We start from the raw sequence: 16,458 nt of genomic DNA on the forward strand, positions 1-16,458 counted from the left end.
TTACGCCCCTTCAAATTGATATTGATAATGTGCAGCACACGCACCTTCAGATGAAACCATACAAGCTCCCATAGGCTGCTCTGGCGTACAGGCAATACCAAAAAGCTTACAATCAGCAGGTGTTTTGATGCCACGCAATATCTCAGGACAAGCACAAGAGATATGCTCTAATCCCTTCACTTCAGGAATACTAAATTTCTCTTCAGCATCATATGCGCCATACTCTGTATTAATCTTAAGCGCACTTTTTTCAATGAACCCAAGACCACGCCATTCAAAGGTATCTCTTAACTCCAAACTGCTACTAACAAGCGCTTGTGCTTTTTGGTTCCCACTTTCACTGACTGCTCTGGTATATTGATTTTGGATGCCTGTTTCATTTTGATTGATCATATCAACTAACATTTCAATCGACTGAAGCACATCAAGTGGCTCAAAGCCTGAGATAACAATTGGCTTGTGATAACAATCAGCAACTTTTTTATATGCGTTACTGCCAATAATAATGCTAACATGAGAAGGTCCAACAAACCCATCAATTTCAACCTCATCTCCTGACAAAATCCCCTCCATTGCCACAGGCGTAAGGACATGATTACAAAAGATAGAGAAATTATTCAACTGGTGTGATTTTGCATAATTAAGCGCACAGGCTGTTGGTGGCGTTGTGGTTTCAAAACCTATTGCAAAAAAAATGACTTCTTTTTGTGGGTATTTTTGTGCTAATTTTAGTGCATCATCTATTGAGTACACCATACGGACATCAGCGCCTCGTGCCTTGGCTTTAATTAAGCTGTCTTGGTGCGATCCTGGCACTCTTAACATATCAGCATAACTGCAAAAAATAACATCCTTTTGCTCTGCAAGAAAAATGGCTTGATCCACTCTTGCAATAGGCAAAACACAAACAGGACAACCCGGGCCATGAATCATTTTAATGTTTTTGGGTAACAAATTTAAAATCCCGTATCGATAAATCGCATGGGTATGCCCGCCACAAAACTCCATCAAACGATAGCTTTTATTCTCTTTTACTTTTAGGTTAATACGCTCTATGAACTTACGCGCAACCTCTGGTTGTCTAAAGGCTTGGATATATTGCATTAGTTATCCTCTTTTAACATTGTATTGAAATCATTCAGTGTTTTTCTTGCCTCTTTTTCATCTAACTTTCCGATAGCAAAGCCAACATGAATAACCACAAAGTCATTAACCTCAACACGCTCAGATAAAAGTGATAATGAAATTTCTTTTTTAACACCACCAATACTCACCAGAGCCTTTTCATCAGGCAAAAGCTCAAGCACCTCTGCTGGAATCGCTAAACACATAACTCACCTCTTTGATATTTTTTTGCTGCATACCAAGCCTGACCTAAACTGATACCACCATCGTTAAATGGCAATTGATTCGGAAGATATACTTTTATCTTTGTTTTTTTCAACTGATCACATACCAGTTGTAGCAGTAACCTATTTTGAAAACAGCCACCATTTAAAACAACCTGATTGACACTGTACTTCTCTGATGATTGTTTAATCCACTTGACAAGTCCTTGGGATAGCCCGCTATGGAAAATGCTACTTGCCTTATGACTATTATCCTTGCCCAACTGACAAACCCTCTCCACTAACGCTTTGCAATCTAGTTGATTTTTCGAATTGATTTTAACCCCATCTACTTTATCGTTATAATTTGATGCCTTTGCTTGCAATAACATTGCCGCTTGAGCTTCATAGGTATTTTGATGACAGATATCTAAAAGACTACTTACCCCATCAAAAACCCTCCCTGCACTTGTTGTCAAATTATTTAGCGTTCCCACTTTTAAGAGCTTTTGATAATCATCTGCTTGCTTAAATGCTTTTAAATGTGCTGGAACAGGCATATCAAATGTTTCACACACACTTATTGCCATACGCCAAGGCTCTTTTTGCACTTTATCACCCGATGCATAAATCATAGGCAAAAATTCACCGATTCGTTGCATATTAAGACTTTGAGTATCACAAATAAAAAGCTCTCCTCCACGTGCTATCTCATCAGAATCATATCCATAACCATCTAAAATAACGGCAAGGGTTTTCCCTTGTACGTTATGCTCAGCAATCACTGAAAAGGCATGCGCCTGATGATGTTGCACACGATATAACGGCAAATTTAAATTTTCGGCAAATTCAGTGGTAAAAAAATCAGGGTGTAAATCACAAGCAACTGCTTCGTATTTCACGCCAAACAATTTTTGATAATGTGAAAAAACTTCACAAAAATAATCAACATTCGCACTACTTTGCATATCACCTATATACTGAGAAACATAGGCTTCCGAGCCTTTAATAAAGCACAGTGTATTTTTTAATTCCGCCCCCAAAGCCACAACACTTGACAGTGATTCAGATAAGGGAATAGTATTTGGCGCATAGGCTTTCGAGCGACGAATGAAATGCATTTTGTTATCTAAGCACATCACCACTGAATCATCTGACTTCATTGCAATTTCACGCGTATCTGTCACGATATCATCACAGATAGAATGAAGGCTTTTTAGCGCTTTTTCATTTTTTGCAATAATGCTTTCACCAGAGAGATTAGCACTGGTAACAATTAAAACCACCTCATTTTCCTCATCTAGCCACTCTTTTGCTTGTGGCTTTCCAAGCAAATAATAAAATAGTAGATAATCAAGTGGCGTTTGTGGAAGCATTATACCTAACTGGTTTAAAGAGGGTGCAATCGCATCAGGCAAGTGATTCTTTTTTTTATCCATTAGCACAATGGGGCGTGCTCGAGAAGTTAATATCTCATGCTCTTTATCAGTCATACTGACATATTGCTTTGCACTTTTTGCATTTAATACCATTAAGGCAAATGGTTTATCAGGTCTTCTTTTGTTACTACGAAGCTGCAAAATAGCTGCTGCATTTTTTGCATCAAGCACAAATCGAAAGCCTCCATTACCCTTTAGTGCAACCGTGCTCCCTTCTCTAATTTGTTTAACAACTAAAGGCAAATCCTTACTTATAGAAGGTCCGCATGCATTACAAGCTGTACTTTCCGCATGATATCTTCTATTTGATGGATCTTTATAATCTGCCTTGCATTTTTCACATAAGGGAAACACTGATAAGGTCGTTTGCTCTCGGTCATAAGGCAAGTTTTCAACAATTGAATACCTTGGCCCACAGTGTGTACAGCTAATAAAAGGGTATAGATGATATCTACTTGATGGATCAAATAGTTCATCTAAACAAGCTTCACAAATGGCAACATCCGCTGGAATTTTAGTAGAGGAGCTTCCTGATTTTGTCTCTACAATAAAAAAGCCTTCCTCTATCTGTGCTCGGCTATCTAGCGCATAAATGTCCATTTTTTCAATTTTAGCAAGTGGCGGCAATTTTGTTTTCACATCATTAATAAAGGTATCTGTGTTCATGCCTGAAACGATAATATCAACACCATCTGGAGTATTTTGCACACGACCGGATAGATGATGCTGTTGTGCTAGCATATAAACAAAAGGGCGAAAACCAACCCCTTGAACAATGCCATTGACCCGAATGCTAAGCCTCTGCATTCTCTTTCACTTTTAGTGTACTAATCAGCCACTCACACCATTCACTCATGCCAAAGCCATCTTTAACAGACAGCTCAAATATTGTCGCATTTGGGCGAATTTTCTTGATGTTTTTAATACAAGATTTCATATCAAAATCCACATATGGCAGCAAATCCACCTTGTTAATCACCACGATATCAGAGTGATAAAACATATCAGGATACTTAAGTGGTTTGTCGGCCCCTTCTGTGGTTGATATCAATGCCACACGGTGGGCCTCACCTAAGTCAAACATCGCCGGACAGATAAGATTTCCTACATTTTCAATAAAAACAAAACTATCTTGCTGAATATCCAAGTGTTCAAATGCATGACCGATCATATGCGCATCTAAATGACAAGCTTTGCCGGTATTAATCTGATAGGCATCGGCACCTGCCCTTCGAATACGCTCAGCATCCAACTGCGTTTGCTGATCTCCCTCAATAACCTTAATGCTATAGCGGTGAATCAGTCTTTTAATACTTGCCTCTAAAAGTGAGGTTTTTCCTGAACCCGGACTTGAAACAAAGTTAATGGCTGTGGCATTTTTTTGCTTTAATACTTGCCTGTTCTTTCCAGCATAATCATCATTGACCTGCATAATTTCTTTTTCCAGGGCAATTGTTTTATCTGTATGCTCGTGCTTATGTGCATGATTTGCCGCATCTTGACAACCACATGTTCCACACATCTACTCTACCTCCACATTTTTAACTAACATTTCTTGACCAGAAAGAATATGCTTTTCATAGCTTCCACAAAGCGGACAGGCGCTATAATATTGTTCTATTTCATAGCATATCTCACAGCTTTCACACTTTGCTTTAGCAGGCTCTTCACTCACTAATAACTCCGCACTTTCTAGCGGTGTGTTTTTGGCTGCAACGGGGAACCAAAATTTTAAAGACTCAATATCCACCCCCGAAAGCTTACCAATAGAAAGATTAATTTTGCTAACAGCTGTAGCATCTGTCAGTACTTCCTCTTTATTAAGGATGTCAATGATTCCCTGACAAAGTGAAAACTCATGCATATACAATAAGCGCTTAGTTTTAAATCATATGATTAGATTAACATAACTCCTGCTGTCAAAAATAATGCTTCTTTGATAAGAATCACCATCTATTGATCTACATCAAACTTTTGAGGCTATCGTAATTACATTAGCGGTATTTATGTGTATTCTGTTGATATCGTTGATTTGATACACATAGATGTCACGATGACAAAAAGCTTTGTGTAATCGCAAATATAAGGCTTATGATGCAATCTATACTTACCTTTAATTGTGGCAGCTCTTCAATAAAGTTCTCTCTTATCAATATTCAAAAAAAAGAGATGCTGTTAAGTGGCATTGCGGATAAAATGTCGACAGATAAGTGCACTTTGACGTTCTCTTATCAAACCAAGGTAGATCAATATCACTATCCACAGCTTGACTATCAGTTAGCAATTCAAAAAATTATACATCACATTGATACGCTAGGCTTATCTGATAGCATTATCGGCATTGGTCATCGAGTTGTACACGGTGGAAGCTATTTTAGTGATGCGACTTTAATCAATGATGATGCAATTGAAAAAATCAAAAGAATAACACCTTTGGCTCCACTTCATAATTTTGCTAATCTCGAAGGAATTGAAACTGCACGTCAGCATTTGCCTCATATCCCACAAAGCGCTTCATTTGATACTGCTTTTCACCAAAGTATTCCACCAAGTGTGCATAGATATGCCATTCCGAGCAAGCTCTATCAGCAAAAACATGTGCGAAAATATGGCTTTCATGGAATTAGTCATGCTTATGTGAGTCAAAAACTCTCCTCCAAACTTGATCTTAAATATGGCAATTATATTAGTGCGCATTTAGGAAATGGTTGTAGTGTTACCGCCATAAAAGATGGCAAGAGCATTGATACTTCCATGGGACTAACGCCACTTGATGGCTTGGTGATGGGAACGCGATCTGGCAGTATTGATCCTGGGGTATTTGCGTATTTACAAAGCGAGTGTGGGCTTGAGTTAAGCGACATTAATTCTCTGTTAAACCGTCAAAGTGGACTATTAGGACTATGCGGTTTTAGTGATATGCGTGATATTGAAAAGGAGATTGCTGCGCAAAACAAAAATGCACTAGAGGCGTTTGAGATTTTTTGTCACCGCTTGGCAAAATATATTGCAAGTTACATGCTGTATTTTACTAAACTTGATGGGCTTATTTTCACAGGTGGCATCGGCGAGAATAGTATTCTGGTCAGAGAAAAAGTTACCCGCACACTGAATAATCTTGGTTTTTATATCGACTCAGATCTCAACACCTCTTCAAAGCAGCAGATATGCAGAATTAGTCATCAAAAAAGCACTCATCCTATTTGGATTGTCCCGACCGATGAAGAGCTGTATATTGCTCAAGACTGTTACCGTCTAATACACCCTATTATTAATTAGATAACATAAAGGAATATCATAATGGCAGTTCCAATTGTACTTTTACCAACAGGCCAAGGAGTTGGCTTATTCTCATTAAAGCATGGGCTTCAATATGCGCTTATGGAGAGAGGATATAAAGTTGCACTTTTCAACCCGTTAAATGACAGTAACTGTACAGCAACAGAAATTGAAAGCTATTTTCAAAACAATAATGAAAAAGCCTTTTTTGAATTAATGTTAAATCAGTATGAAGCCCTGTCAGAAAAAGCTGACTTTGTGCTTATTACAGGGGTTTTTATTAAGCATAAACCTAATAACCCATTTCTCTGGTTAAATGAGTTTATTAAAGAGTTTAATCTAACCTTAATACGCGCCCTTGGCGCTAAGGTTATTTTGATTGCACGTCATGGAAATAAAGAATCCAATGATATAGAAACACAGCTTTCTCTCTCCATACAAGGCATTGATAAAGACAATATCATTGGTGCTATTATTACTAAATTAAATGCGCCTGTTGACGCTGAAGGAAATAGTACATTTAGTTTAATTGATGATGATAGCGCGAACTTTCCTAAAGCCAGTATAACAGTAAAAGACATTGAAAAGCTGGCACTATTTCAAAGTAACAAGCTTATGCTTTTAGGTTGTACCTTCTGGCAGGAAGATTTAACTTATCCACGAGTTTGTGATATTCAGAACACACTGAAGCTTAATGTTTTATCAGGAAATAACAATACACTTAGCGCTCGGGTTAAAACTGCCAGCATGTGCTCTAGAACCATTGATAATGTGTTAGATGAGATAAAGCCAGGCGTGATGATTGTTACAGCGGCAGATAGAAGTGATATTATAATCGCAACTACTTTAGCAGCCCAAAAAGGCATGCAAATTTCTGCGTTGATATTGACTGCTTATCAACAGATGGCAAATGATCAAGTCATACAATTTTGCCTTGATAATATGAAAAATTGCAACCTGCCAATTTTGGCGACAAATCACAAAAGCATTTCTACCATTTTAAAGCTCGCAACCATTGATTACAGTGGCATCCCTGAAGATGATCAAATAAGGCTACAAAATCTAAAACACTCCATTGCTAAACAAATTCAAGTGGAGCCTATTGAGCTTTGTTTAAAACAAACGACCAATAAAAAAATGTCTCCCCCTGCATTTAGACATTATCTAATTAAAAGAGCTCAAAGCCATAGACAAAGAATTATTCTCCCTGAAGCTGAAGATCCTCGCATTCTAAAGGCAGCAAGCTATTGCCAACAACAAGGCATTGCTGAAATCAGCTTACTTGGAGAACCTAATGCTATTTATAAAACAACTGAGCAACATGATATCCGCCTTCCTTCAGATATTACCATTATCAGCCCTAGAGTGATCAAATCACAATATATTTTCCCACTTGTAGAGCTGCGTAAGCACAAAGGTATGAATGAAATCATGGCCAATGATGTTTTAGAAGACCGTATTACACTTGCGACAATGATGCTTGCTAGAGGAGATGTTGATGGTCTTGTTGCCGGCGCACTAAATACCACTGCCAAAACCATCTCTCCAGCATTTAAGCTGATTAAAACAAAACCTGAATGTAAACTTGTATCTTCTGTGTTTTTTATGTGTCTTGAGGAGCAAGTTCTTATCTATGGTGACTGCGCGGTAAACCCTGACCCCGATGTGAGCGAACTGGCTGAAATAGCGATACAAAGTGCACATACTGCCCAAGCATTTGGGATCACACCGAAAGTTGCTATGATTAGCTATAGCACAGGCAGCTCAGCCTCGGGTATAGATGTTGAAAAAGTAAAAGAGGCCACCGCACTTGTAAAGCATAAAATGCCTGATTTAGTTATCGATGGCCCATTACAATACGATGCAGCTACTGTTTTAGAGGTTGGCAAACAAAAAGCACCTAATAGTCCTGTTGCAGGGAAAGCAAATGTCATTATATTTCCCGATCTCAACACAGGAAACACAACCTATAAGGCTGTGCAAAGAAGCGCCAACGCACTTAGCATTGGCCCAGTTCTACAGGGTTTAAATAAGCCTGTTAATGATCTATCTCGTGGCACAACTGTAGATGATATTATCTACACAATTGCAATTACAGCCATTCAATCTCAAAGCGCACATCATTAGCTGAAGCAGGTCATTTTTAAACAAAACAGCGCAAAATGCTTCATATGTACTGAACATATGTTACAATTTCTCATGATGTTAGTGTAACTATTTTATTCAAGAAGAAGTTTAATGACCAAAGCGATTACTTGCTCTCACTGTGATTTTAATGAAATATGCCATGCACTTGATATTAACACCAAAGAAGATAGATTATTCAAAGAAGTTGTATCAAACACATCTAATGTCAAAAAAGGTACGTATATCTATCACAAGGATGATCAATTCTCTGCTATTTACAGTGTTAGAAGTGGCGCGTTTAAATCAATAACAGAACAGGGTAATATTATTGGATTTCACCTGCAAGGCGATATTTTTGGCTTAGATGGTATTGAAAAGGATCAGTATACTGTTAGCAGCATTGCAATGGTTGATAGTGTGGTTTGTCAATTTGATTTTTCAGCACTCATTGCCAAAATCACACAAAATAAGGCCATGAACCATCATTTTTTACAAATGATGAGCAAAAAATTCAATCAGCACCTTATACAGCTTGAGCAGAATAAACCTGCAGAGCAAAAATTATGTACATTTCTATTACAACTCTCTTGCCGACAAAAATCTTATGGATTTTCAGCAAACAATTTCACATTACCAATGAAGCGCTCTGATCTTGCGAATTATCTGAATCTCACCGTTGAGACAATATCACGCACACTACATCACTTGGTCAAAAAAGAAGTGATCTTCGTACAGAATAAAACGATTAATATCTTAGATTTACCGCAACTCAAAAATCTTGCGCAAAGTGAAATTTAGCTTTCCATTCCACCTATGGTAATGGCATCAACCTTAAGCGTTGCTTGCCCAACCCCAACTGGAACTGACTGACCATCTTTGCCACAAACCCCCACACCTTTATCCAAAGAAAAATCTGCCCCTACCATAGAGATCTGTTGCATCACCTCTGGGCCATGCCCAATAAGAGATGCACCCTTAACAGGATGTGTTATTTTACCTTTTTCAATTAAATATGCTTGATCCATTACAAAAACAAACTGTCCTGATGTAATATCAACCTGACCGCCATTAAAGTGTGTTGCATAAACACCATGATCAATCGACGCAATCATATCTTCAAAACGATCCTCTCCTGGTAACATGTAGGTATTGGTCATCCTTGGTAACGGAGGATGTGCATATGACTCTCGCCTGCCATTACCAGTTGGATGTGCATTCATGGCTTTAGCACTGATTCTATCATGAATATAGCCCTTTAAAATGCCCTTTTCAATCAAGGTTGTCTTTTGAGTTGGCGTTCCTTCATCATCAAAGCTCAATGATCCACGGCGATTTGCAATAGAGCCCTCATCAATCACTGTGCATTTACTTGAGGCAACTTTTTGACCAATTTTATTACTAAAATGTGAGGTTTCTTTACGGTTAAAATCTCCCTCTAAGCCATGCCCAACTGCTTCATGCAAGAGTACAGCAGGCCAGCCACTACCAAGAACAACTGGCATGACGCCACTTGGTGCTGGCTTGGCTTGCAAATTCGTTTTTGCGCCAAAATAAGCTTCATCGACATACTCTTTCCATAGATCATTCTCTAAAAAGTATTGATAATCATAGCGCCCACCGCCACCTGAGGAGAAGCTCTCACGCTTATGACCATCTTCCATTAAAATATCAACATTCATGCGAACAAGTGGCCTGACATCCATCATGCAAAGCCCCATTGTGTCCATTAATAAAATAATCTCGTAGCTGCCGCTTAAAGATGCGCTGACCTTTTCAATACGCGAATCTTTCGCTTTTGCATAAGCATTCACTTCTTTTAATAAATGTACTTTATCATTTGAGTTCAGTGAATCTAAAGGCGAACTTGCACTATAAAGTCTTTGTGCTGTTATCGTATTTCCAGTACAAAGTCCTTTTGCTTTTTTCGCATCTTTTAATAGATAAAGCGCGTTATCTATCAACTTGGAGATAGTATCAAGCTTTAAGTCATCTGAATATGCAAACCCTGTCTCCCCCTTATAAACACCGCGAACACCAACGCCTTGCTCAATACTAAAGCTGCCATGTTTAACAACATCATCTTCAAGTACCCAGCCCTCTGAGATACTTTTTTGAAGGTAGATATCTCCAAAATCAATCTCTTTATGATGAAACTTTGCTAAAACATCATTTAAATTGGTTAATGTTAGCCGAAAAGGGGTTAATAAATGTGCTTCGATAATAGAATAATAATCTTGATTTTGTATTACTGTACTCATGTTAGTCTCTTACTCAAATGGTGTAGCATCGCCACTACCCAAACGCAGAATTTCAATTGGTAATGTTGTCATATCAACCACGGTTGTTTGCTCATAACCGCAGTAATCACTTTCTAAAATTATATCAATTTTACTACTTTGTTCCGCCTGTGACAAATCCTCTGCATAAACCACAGGAGAAACTTCCTCTGGAAGGATAAGTGTCGTGCTCAAAATAGGCTCGCCAAGTGCTTCTGAAAGCAGAAGCGGAACAGGATGGGAAGGAATACGAATACCAATTGTTTTTTTACTTTTATTTAACGTTAACGATGGCACCTTACTCGTTGCTGGCAAAATAAAAGTATATCCACCTGGTGTTAAACGCTTAATTAAGCGATATGCTGTATTATCTACTTTGGCATAGGTTGAAATCTCAGATAAATCCCGACAAATCAAAGTAAAGTTATGTTTGTCACTTAGTTCACGTATTTTCTTTATTTGCTGCAGGGGTTTTTTCAGCCCCATTTTGCATCCAAGCGCATAACCGGAATCTGTAGGATAAGCGATAACATCCCCATCCTTCAAGGCATCAACAACGCGCTTTATATCGCTCTTATTTGGCGCATAAGCATTTAGCTCAATATATTGGCTCATGGCAGCTTCTTTACTATAATGGTGCACAATTTTAACAGATACGCTAGTGTATCACTAACCTCTTTCGGAGAGAACATGAGAAAACTGCTTTTTGACTTTTTCCCTATTATTATTTTCTTTGTTATCTATAAAATGTATGACATCTTCACTGCAACCTTTGCGCTTATTATCGCCACAGCAATTCAATTAGGCTATGAGTTAATACGCTATCGCAAAGTATCTATGATGCATATCATCACTTTTGTGCTTGTACTTATTCTCGGTGGCGCTACGATCTATTTTCATGATGAAGCGTTGATTAAATGGAAAGTCACTATTGTAAACTGGCTTTTTGGCGCTATTTTCATTTTCTCAACATATTTAATGAAAAAACCAATTATTCAACGATTAATGGAAGAGAATATTGACTTGCCTTACCCTATATGGAAACGCTTAAATAACATCTGGGGGCTATTTTTCTTCTTTCTCGGTGCTATAAACCTTGTTGTTGCTTATTACTTTTCAACAAATTTTTGGGTTGACTTCAAACTCTTTGGGATGCTTGGCATTACCCTTGTCTTTGTTATTTTTCAAGGCATTTACCTTGCTAGACATATTGATCATAAGAAGTAAGCCCATCACCCTAAAGCACTGAGCTTCTCTACGTACTAAACACGGTTTTCCATTTTTATACTTGCTGACTAGAGTACTTTGATATACATTCTTTTGAACTTGAAAATAAATAGTACAGTGCATCTAGCTTAAATTATAATGTCTGCATCTCTAACTACGCCCATACCAACTCACGAGAGTTCAACAAAAGATCACAAAACATTAAAACTCTATGCCATTTTTGTATGGTTTTTAGGTGCGTTTTTCTTTTTCAGCGAGTATGCACTTCGTGTCTCACCTGGTGTGATGTACCCAGATTTAATCGACAAATACTCAGTCAGTGCTGCAGCCCTTGGTATGCTCTCATCTATGTTCTACTATCCTTACATCATCATGCAAATCCCTGTTGGTATTATTACTGATAAGTTTGGGCCTCGAAAAGTCATGGTGCTTGCAAGCTTTTTAACAGGCCTTGCCTGCCTTATTTTTCTATTTGCAAACAGTTTTAACCTTGCCATTATCTCCCGTGCTATCATGGGATTTTGTGCAGCATTTGCTTTTGTGGGCACTTTGAGAATTGCTATTAATTGGTTTTCCCCGACACAATTCTCTATGCTCGCAGGGCTCACCCAAGCCGCTGGAATGCTAGGCGCTTCTTTTGGCAGCGCACCACTTGGCTTTTATTTATCGCATGTTGGGATTTCAGGAGTAATGCTAAGCTTTGCCGCTTTATTCCTTCTTTTAGCCCTATTGATGGGTGTACTATTAAAAAAACTGCCGCGACAACCAGTTACATTACCCTTAAGCTCTCAACAAGACTCGCCCTTTAAACGTATCTTCACCAATAAGCAACTATGGATTAATTGTTTCTACATTTCAATGCTCTATGGACCAACCGTTGTTCTTGCTGAAAGCTGGGGGATTAGTTTTACAGAAGCTTTTCGCTCACTCTCTGAAAAAGATGCCTCGATGCTTGTTAGTTTAATTTTCATCGGTTTATTGATTGGTTGCCCGATTATGGGAGTTGCGGCACGTGTTGTTACACAACGATTTTTAATGCGCATTTGTGCTGTTTTTTGCCTTATCTTTGCGCTTTTAATTATTTATAAAAACAATTTGTCGCTTATCACGCTCTGCGCCTGTTATTTTTTATATGGTCTTTTTAATAGTGGCATCATTGCTGCTTATGCACGATCGGCAAGTTTAGTTACCAAAGAAGTGTCAGGTTTAGCCCTTAGCATTACCAATATTTTCTCAATCCTCCTTGGCGCAATCTTTGTTCAAATAGTTGGGGCTTACTTAAGTGCACAAAATACAACAGATAATGCTATTTTTGATGTCGGTGCTTATCAACATATTTTCACCCTTTTAATAGTATCATTTGCCATATGTATTTTCTTAGCGCTCTTAATGAGCAAAAACACCATTAGCAGAAGGCCCGCATCTGTATAATAGCGCCAGTGATGAATATAATTTCAAGGGTTTATTTGGCGTATTGATACACGTTGACTCAATCTGATAAAATTTTACCTAGCAATTATACAGCGCTGATTTAAAATAAGCTAAACTTGCTCACTTTGATAAAGTCATAATGAAAACAAATTACTTTGAAGCTTTAGGCTTAATTCATACTAAAGCCTTTCCATCTTACATTATTACGGGAAACAACCCTTTTCAAAAGAAAAAGCTTCTAGATGCGCTGACTTTAAAATATCGACAACAAAATGCTGAACTCACAAGACATTACTTCCCAGAGGAAAGCTACGATTCTTTATTTCATATTCATACCAGTACAAGCCTTTTCTCTCAATCACGCTTATCACTATTGATATTTTCAAAATCACCAGATAAACAAGCACAAAAAATCCTTGTTGAAATTTTTAATGAACAACACAGCGATGAGAACACCTATCTATTTATCTTCGAGTCACTAAATGCCTCTCAGCAAAGAGCAAAATGGTTTGAGTCTGTTTCACGCGCAGCATTACATATTCAGCTGTGGCCATCTTCAATACCTGAAGCCATTCGTATTATAAAAGATGAGGTTAAGCAATATAATTTTAGTTTAACGCAAGATGCCACAATGCTGATAGCACAAAAGACTGAAGGGAATATGTTAGCTGCAGAGCAAATATTGCAGCTTTTGGCGATGCAAAACATCAAAGCATTTGACTGTCATAATATTCATCAATGTCTCGATGATTTTATGAGCTATGATGTGTTTGATCTTGCGCAATCGATCACAGCACAAAACCACCCTCGTTCACTTAAAATTCTAGAGCATCTTTTCAAAGAAGGGATTGAGCCTGCCATTATTCTCTGGGCAATTTTAAAGGAAATACGCTTATGGATTAAGTTGTCATTGCAAAGTACAGCTGAGCGCCAAAAAACCTTTACCACACACAACATATGGCGCTCGAAACAACCCTTTTATACTAAACTGGTAAGCCGCTTTTCAAAAAAAGCATATAGCGATCTAATTGAGCGATGTTTACATATTGATTTTATCATTAAAGGTGCTGCAACAGGGAATCTTAAAATAGAGCTTACTCAGCTTGTCTCAAAGCTTCATCTTTCTTAGCCATTGCCTCAAGCTGCGCCTTTTGACGCCGCTTGAAAAAAAGTGCTGCAAAGCTTCCTGATAGCGCATAAAGCATAAAGATAATAAACAAAGTAATTGATGGATCAATAAAGATAATGGCAATAATAAAAACAACGATAACCGCTTGCGTGAAGACAACCTTCCCCTTTAAATCATAATCCTTGAAGCTTCTAAATTTAATATTGCTCACCATCATTGCTGATAGATAGAGTGTAATGATAGCCGCGAAAAAAATAAGCCATCCTTCTGCAACTTGATAACCAGAGCGATTACATAACCAAACGAACCCTGCAATAGTCGCCGCCGCCGCTGGACATGGGAGCCCTGTAAAGTAACGTTTAGAGACAGATGAGTCATCATCAAGCTGCGTATTAAAGCGCGCTAAACGAAGTGCTACACAAGCCAAATATACAAAAGCAATGGCCCAGCCAAATTGATCAATATACTTGACTGCCCAAAAATAAATAATCAATGCAGGCGCGACACCAAAAGAGACAATATCGGCTAGTGAATCATATTCGGCACCAAAGGCACTTTCTGTATGTGTTAACCTTGCAACACGGCCATCAAGTGAATCCATAATTGCCGCAAGATAAATGCAAATAGCCGCAACGACAAAGTGACTGTTGAAAGCCGAAATAATAGCAAAGAAACCTGCAAATAAACTTGCTGAGGTAAATAGGTTTGGCAATATATATATCCCGCGTCCACGCGGGTCTTGATGATTATTTTTCATATTATTTTGTCCTTAGTAAATACAATTAAGGTCACTTTAAGTATATACCTTTTGTATACTTATGCCTTTTGGCGCTGCTTTAAAAGCTTTGGCAATGGAAAGGTAATTTCTTCTTTTACACCATTTAACTCAACAATCTCACAATGTTCAAACTGTGCTTGTAAATGGTTAACAACTGCCTGAACCAAATACTCAGGTGCCGATGCGCCAGCGGTAATTCCACAGCTTTTTTTACCCTCAAACCAGCTAAGCTCTATATCATTTGTGTTATCAATCAGATAGCTATCAATTCCTGATACCTCAGCAAGCTCTCTTAAACGATTGGAGTTTGAGCTATTTTTGGAACCAACAACCAGTAGAATATCCGCCATTTTGGCAATATTCCTTACTGCATTTTGCCTATTTTGTGTTGCATAGCAAATATCTTCTTTTTTAGGCGCGGCGACTTCAGGAAACTTCTCTTTCAACGCGGCAATAATATCGCGCGTTTCATCCACAGAGAGTGTTGTTTGGGTCGCATAAATAAGCTTTTCAGGATTATCCACCTGAAGATTCATCACATCTTCGACATTTTCAATAAGATAAATCTTGGCATTTTGAGAACGATATTGCCCAAGCGTACCTTCAACTTCTGGGTGCCCTCTATGGCCAATTAAAACACATTCAACTTCATTTTTACTGGCTTTTTGCACTTCTCTGTGCACTTTTGTAACCAGTGGACAAGTTGCATCATAAATACGAAGGTTTTTTCTCTTTGCTGCCTCTTGAACTTCTTGTGAGACGCCATGCGCACTAAAGATACAAACCGCATTATCAGGCACTTCACTTAGCTCTTTAACAAAGACAGCACCTTTGCCTTTTAAATCATTCACAACCGCACGATTATGTACTACTTCATGGCGAACATAGACTGGGTGAGGTTCTAAAGACAGCACCTTTTCGACTACATCAACTGCTCTTGATACCCCCGCGCAAAATCCGCGTGGGTTGGCTAAAATGATTTTCATCACACGATTTCCTCATCTGATATTTCTAAAATATCCACCTCAAACAAAATCACCTGCCCAGAGAGCGGATGATTGAAATCAACTGTTACATCATAGTTTTCAATTTTGGTAATCACCCCAGGAAGCTCAGTACCATCTTTTTGAGAAAAGGAAACAATCAACCCCTCTTCTAACTCCATCTCTTGTGGAAAACGTGACTTTGGCACTTCATAAATCATCGCTGGGTGTTTTTGACCAAAAGCATCCTCAGGCATCAACATTAATTTACGGTTACACCCAATCTCTAAACCACAAAGCTCCGTTTCTACTTTTTTACTAAAGGTTCCTTTTCCCATTTCAAAAATATATGGACGATCATAATTTCGTGTATCTTCTGCAATACTGCCGTCTTTAAGACGAATTTTAAAATGCATTTTTACAAAGCTATCTGCTTGTATCTTCATTTAGGATCCTTGACT

16 protein-coding genes are annotated in these 16,458 nt (G+C 38.2%); 6 read left to right on the top strand and 10 right to left on the bottom strand.

Annotated features, from left to right (window positions below; all coding sequences use genetic code 11):
- Genes hypD through hypA form a run of 5 tightly spaced genes read right to left on the bottom strand, consistent with a single transcriptional unit; the run spans position 1 to position 4,631 of the window.
- The gene (gene hypD / locus A37Q_RS0110295; protein ID WP_018300192.1) at positions 1–1,104 is read right to left on the bottom strand and encodes a hydrogenase formation protein HypD; all 1,104 of its coding nucleotides are present in this window, start codon (positions 1,102–1,104) and stop codon (positions 1–3) included.
- The gene (locus tag A37Q_RS0110300; RefSeq protein WP_018300193.1) at positions 1,104–1,331 is read right to left on the bottom strand and encodes a HypC/HybG/HupF family hydrogenase formation chaperone; all 228 of its coding nucleotides are present in this window, start codon (positions 1,329–1,331) and stop codon (positions 1,104–1,106) included. The genes hypD and A37Q_RS0110300 overlap by 1 nt, the downstream gene beginning before the upstream one ends.
- On the bottom strand, positions 1,322–3,574 hold the full coding sequence (hypF, locus tag A37Q_RS0110305; RefSeq protein WP_018300194.1) for a carbamoyltransferase HypF: 2,253 nt from the start codon (positions 3,572–3,574) through the stop codon (positions 1,322–1,324). Before hypF ends, A37Q_RS0110300 begins: the two co-directional genes overlap by 10 nt.
- On the bottom strand, positions 3,561–4,289 hold the full coding sequence (hypB, locus tag A37Q_RS15270; RefSeq protein ID WP_018300195.1) for a hydrogenase nickel incorporation protein HypB: 729 nt from the start codon (positions 4,287–4,289) through the stop codon (positions 3,561–3,563). Before hypB ends, hypF begins: the two co-directional genes overlap by 14 nt.
- Positions 4,290–4,631, bottom strand: coding sequence for a hydrogenase maturation nickel metallochaperone HypA (hypA, locus tag A37Q_RS0110315; protein ID WP_018300196.1), 342 nt, complete (start codon positions 4,629–4,631; stop codon positions 4,290–4,292). It abuts the gene before it with no gap.
- Between the two features lie 230 nt (positions 4,632–4,861).
- Here hypA and A37Q_RS0110320 point away from each other — a divergent pair, with 230 nt between their 5' ends.
- The 3 genes from A37Q_RS0110320 (at position 4,862) to A37Q_RS0110330 (ending at position 8,971) form a co-directional block, all read left to right on the top strand.
- Complete coding sequence (locus A37Q_RS0110320; protein ID WP_018300197.1) at positions 4,862–6,046, top strand: acetate/propionate family kinase; 1,185 nt, start codon at positions 4,862–4,864, stop codon at positions 6,044–6,046.
- Positions 6,047–6,067: 21 nt separating this feature from the next.
- Entirely contained in the window at positions 6,068–8,173 is a 2,106-nt protein-coding gene (gene pta / locus A37Q_RS0110325; protein WP_018300198.1) for a phosphate acetyltransferase, read from the top strand.
- Positions 8,174–8,284: 111 nt separating this feature from the next.
- On the top strand, positions 8,285–8,971 hold the full coding sequence (locus tag A37Q_RS0110330; protein WP_018300199.1) for a helix-turn-helix domain-containing protein: 687 nt from the start codon (positions 8,285–8,287) through the stop codon (positions 8,969–8,971).
- Here A37Q_RS0110330 and tldD read toward each other — a convergent pair.
- Both tldD and A37Q_RS0110340 read right to left on the bottom strand, forming a co-directional pair.
- On the bottom strand, positions 8,968–10,431 hold the full coding sequence (gene tldD, locus A37Q_RS0110335; protein ID WP_018300200.1) for a metalloprotease TldD: 1,464 nt from the start codon (positions 10,429–10,431) through the stop codon (positions 8,968–8,970). The two genes, A37Q_RS0110330 and tldD, sit on opposite strands and share 4 nt — an antisense overlap.
- A gap of 9 nt (positions 10,432–10,440) precedes the next feature.
- Complete coding sequence (locus A37Q_RS0110340; protein ID WP_018300201.1) at positions 10,441–11,064, bottom strand: L-threonylcarbamoyladenylate synthase; 624 nt, start codon at positions 11,062–11,064, stop codon at positions 10,441–10,443.
- Between the two features lie 75 nt (positions 11,065–11,139).
- Between A37Q_RS0110340 and A37Q_RS0110345 the strand changes: the two genes are divergently transcribed.
- From A37Q_RS0110345 to holA, 3 genes are all read left to right on the top strand, one after another.
- Positions 11,140–11,676 (top strand): septation protein A, encoded by a 537-nt coding sequence (locus tag A37Q_RS0110345; RefSeq protein WP_018300202.1) that lies wholly within the window; start codon positions 11,140–11,142, stop codon positions 11,674–11,676.
- A 138-nt stretch (positions 11,677–11,814) separates the two neighbouring features.
- Complete coding sequence (locus A37Q_RS0110350; protein WP_018300203.1) at positions 11,815–13,107, top strand: MFS transporter; 1,293 nt, start codon at positions 11,815–11,817, stop codon at positions 13,105–13,107.
- 139 nt (positions 13,108–13,246) lie between these two features.
- Positions 13,247–14,236, top strand: coding sequence for a DNA polymerase III subunit delta (gene holA / locus A37Q_RS0110355; protein WP_018300204.1), 990 nt, complete (start codon positions 13,247–13,249; stop codon positions 14,234–14,236).
- Here the strand turns inward: holA and pssA are convergent.
- From pssA to fkpB, 3 genes are read right to left on the bottom strand one after another with little or no spacing between them, the layout of a single operon-like run.
- On the bottom strand, positions 14,202–14,993 hold the full coding sequence (pssA, locus tag A37Q_RS0110360) for a CDP-diacylglycerol--serine O-phosphatidyltransferase (RefSeq protein ID WP_018300205.1): 792 nt from the start codon (positions 14,991–14,993) through the stop codon (positions 14,202–14,204). The genes holA and pssA overlap by 35 nt on opposite strands.
- Positions 14,994–15,052: 59 nt before the next feature.
- Positions 15,053–16,000: a 4-hydroxy-3-methylbut-2-enyl diphosphate reductase gene (gene ispH / locus A37Q_RS0110365; protein ID WP_018300206.1), complete on the bottom strand. Its 948-nt coding sequence runs from the start codon at positions 15,998–16,000 to the stop codon at positions 15,053–15,055.
- Positions 16,000–16,443: an FKBP-type peptidyl-prolyl cis-trans isomerase gene (gene fkpB / locus A37Q_RS0110370; protein WP_018300207.1), complete on the bottom strand. Its 444-nt coding sequence runs from the start codon at positions 16,441–16,443 to the stop codon at positions 16,000–16,002. Before fkpB ends, ispH begins: the two co-directional genes overlap by 1 nt.
- Positions 16,444–16,458: the final 15 nt, after the last annotated feature.

Origin of the sequence: Fangia hongkongensis FSC776 = DSM 21703, from assembly GCF_000379445.1 — a bacterium.
GTDB classification, from domain to species: Bacteria; Pseudomonadota; Gammaproteobacteria; order Francisellales; family Francisellaceae; genus Fangia; species Fangia hongkongensis.

Excerpts from the sequence above, each read along its gene's own strand:
- A37Q_RS0110345 (WP_018300202.1), top strand. The coding sequence starts at position 11,140 with ATGAGAAAACTGCTTTTTGACTTTTTCCCTATTATTATTTTCTTTGTT.
- holA (WP_018300204.1), top strand. The coding sequence starts at position 13,247 with ATGAAAACAAATTACTTTGAAGCTTTAGGCTTAATTCATACTAAAGCC.
- A37Q_RS0110330 (WP_018300199.1), top strand. The coding sequence starts at position 8,285 with ATGACCAAAGCGATTACTTGCTCTCACTGTGATTTTAATGAAATATGC.
- hypF (WP_018300194.1), bottom strand. The coding sequence starts at position 3,574 with ATGCAGAGGCTTAGCATTCGGGTCAATGGCATTGTTCAAGGGGTTGGT.
- A37Q_RS0110340 (WP_018300201.1), bottom strand. The coding sequence starts at position 11,064 with ATGAGCCAATATATTGAGCTAAATGCTTATGCGCCAAATAAGAGCGAT.
- A37Q_RS0110350 (WP_018300203.1), top strand. The coding sequence starts at position 11,815 with ATGTCTGCATCTCTAACTACGCCCATACCAACTCACGAGAGTTCAACA.
- fkpB (WP_018300207.1), bottom strand. The coding sequence starts at position 16,443 with ATGAAGATACAAGCAGATAGCTTTGTAAAAATGCATTTTAAAATTCGT.
- tldD (WP_018300200.1), bottom strand. The coding sequence starts at position 10,431 with ATGAGTACAGTAATACAAAATCAAGATTATTATTCTATTATCGAAGCA.
- A37Q_RS0110320 (WP_018300197.1), top strand. The coding sequence starts at position 4,862 with ATGCAATCTATACTTACCTTTAATTGTGGCAGCTCTTCAATAAAGTTC.
- pta (WP_018300198.1), top strand. The coding sequence starts at position 6,068 with ATGGCAGTTCCAATTGTACTTTTACCAACAGGCCAAGGAGTTGGCTTA.
- ispH (WP_018300206.1), bottom strand. The coding sequence starts at position 16,000 with ATGAAAATCATTTTAGCCAACCCACGCGGATTTTGCGCGGGGGTATCA.
- hypB (WP_018300195.1), bottom strand. The coding sequence starts at position 4,289 with ATGTGTGGAACATGTGGTTGTCAAGATGCGGCAAATCATGCACATAAG.
- hypD (WP_018300192.1), bottom strand. The coding sequence starts at position 1,104 with ATGCAATATATCCAAGCCTTTAGACAACCAGAGGTTGCGCGTAAGTTC.
- pssA (WP_018300205.1), bottom strand. The coding sequence starts at position 14,993 with ATGAAAAATAATCATCAAGACCCGCGTGGACGCGGGATATATATATTG.
- A37Q_RS0110300 (WP_018300193.1), bottom strand. The coding sequence starts at position 1,331 with ATGTGTTTAGCGATTCCAGCAGAGGTGCTTGAGCTTTTGCCTGATGAA.
- hypA (WP_018300196.1), bottom strand. The coding sequence starts at position 4,631 with ATGCATGAGTTTTCACTTTGTCAGGGAATCATTGACATCCTTAATAAA.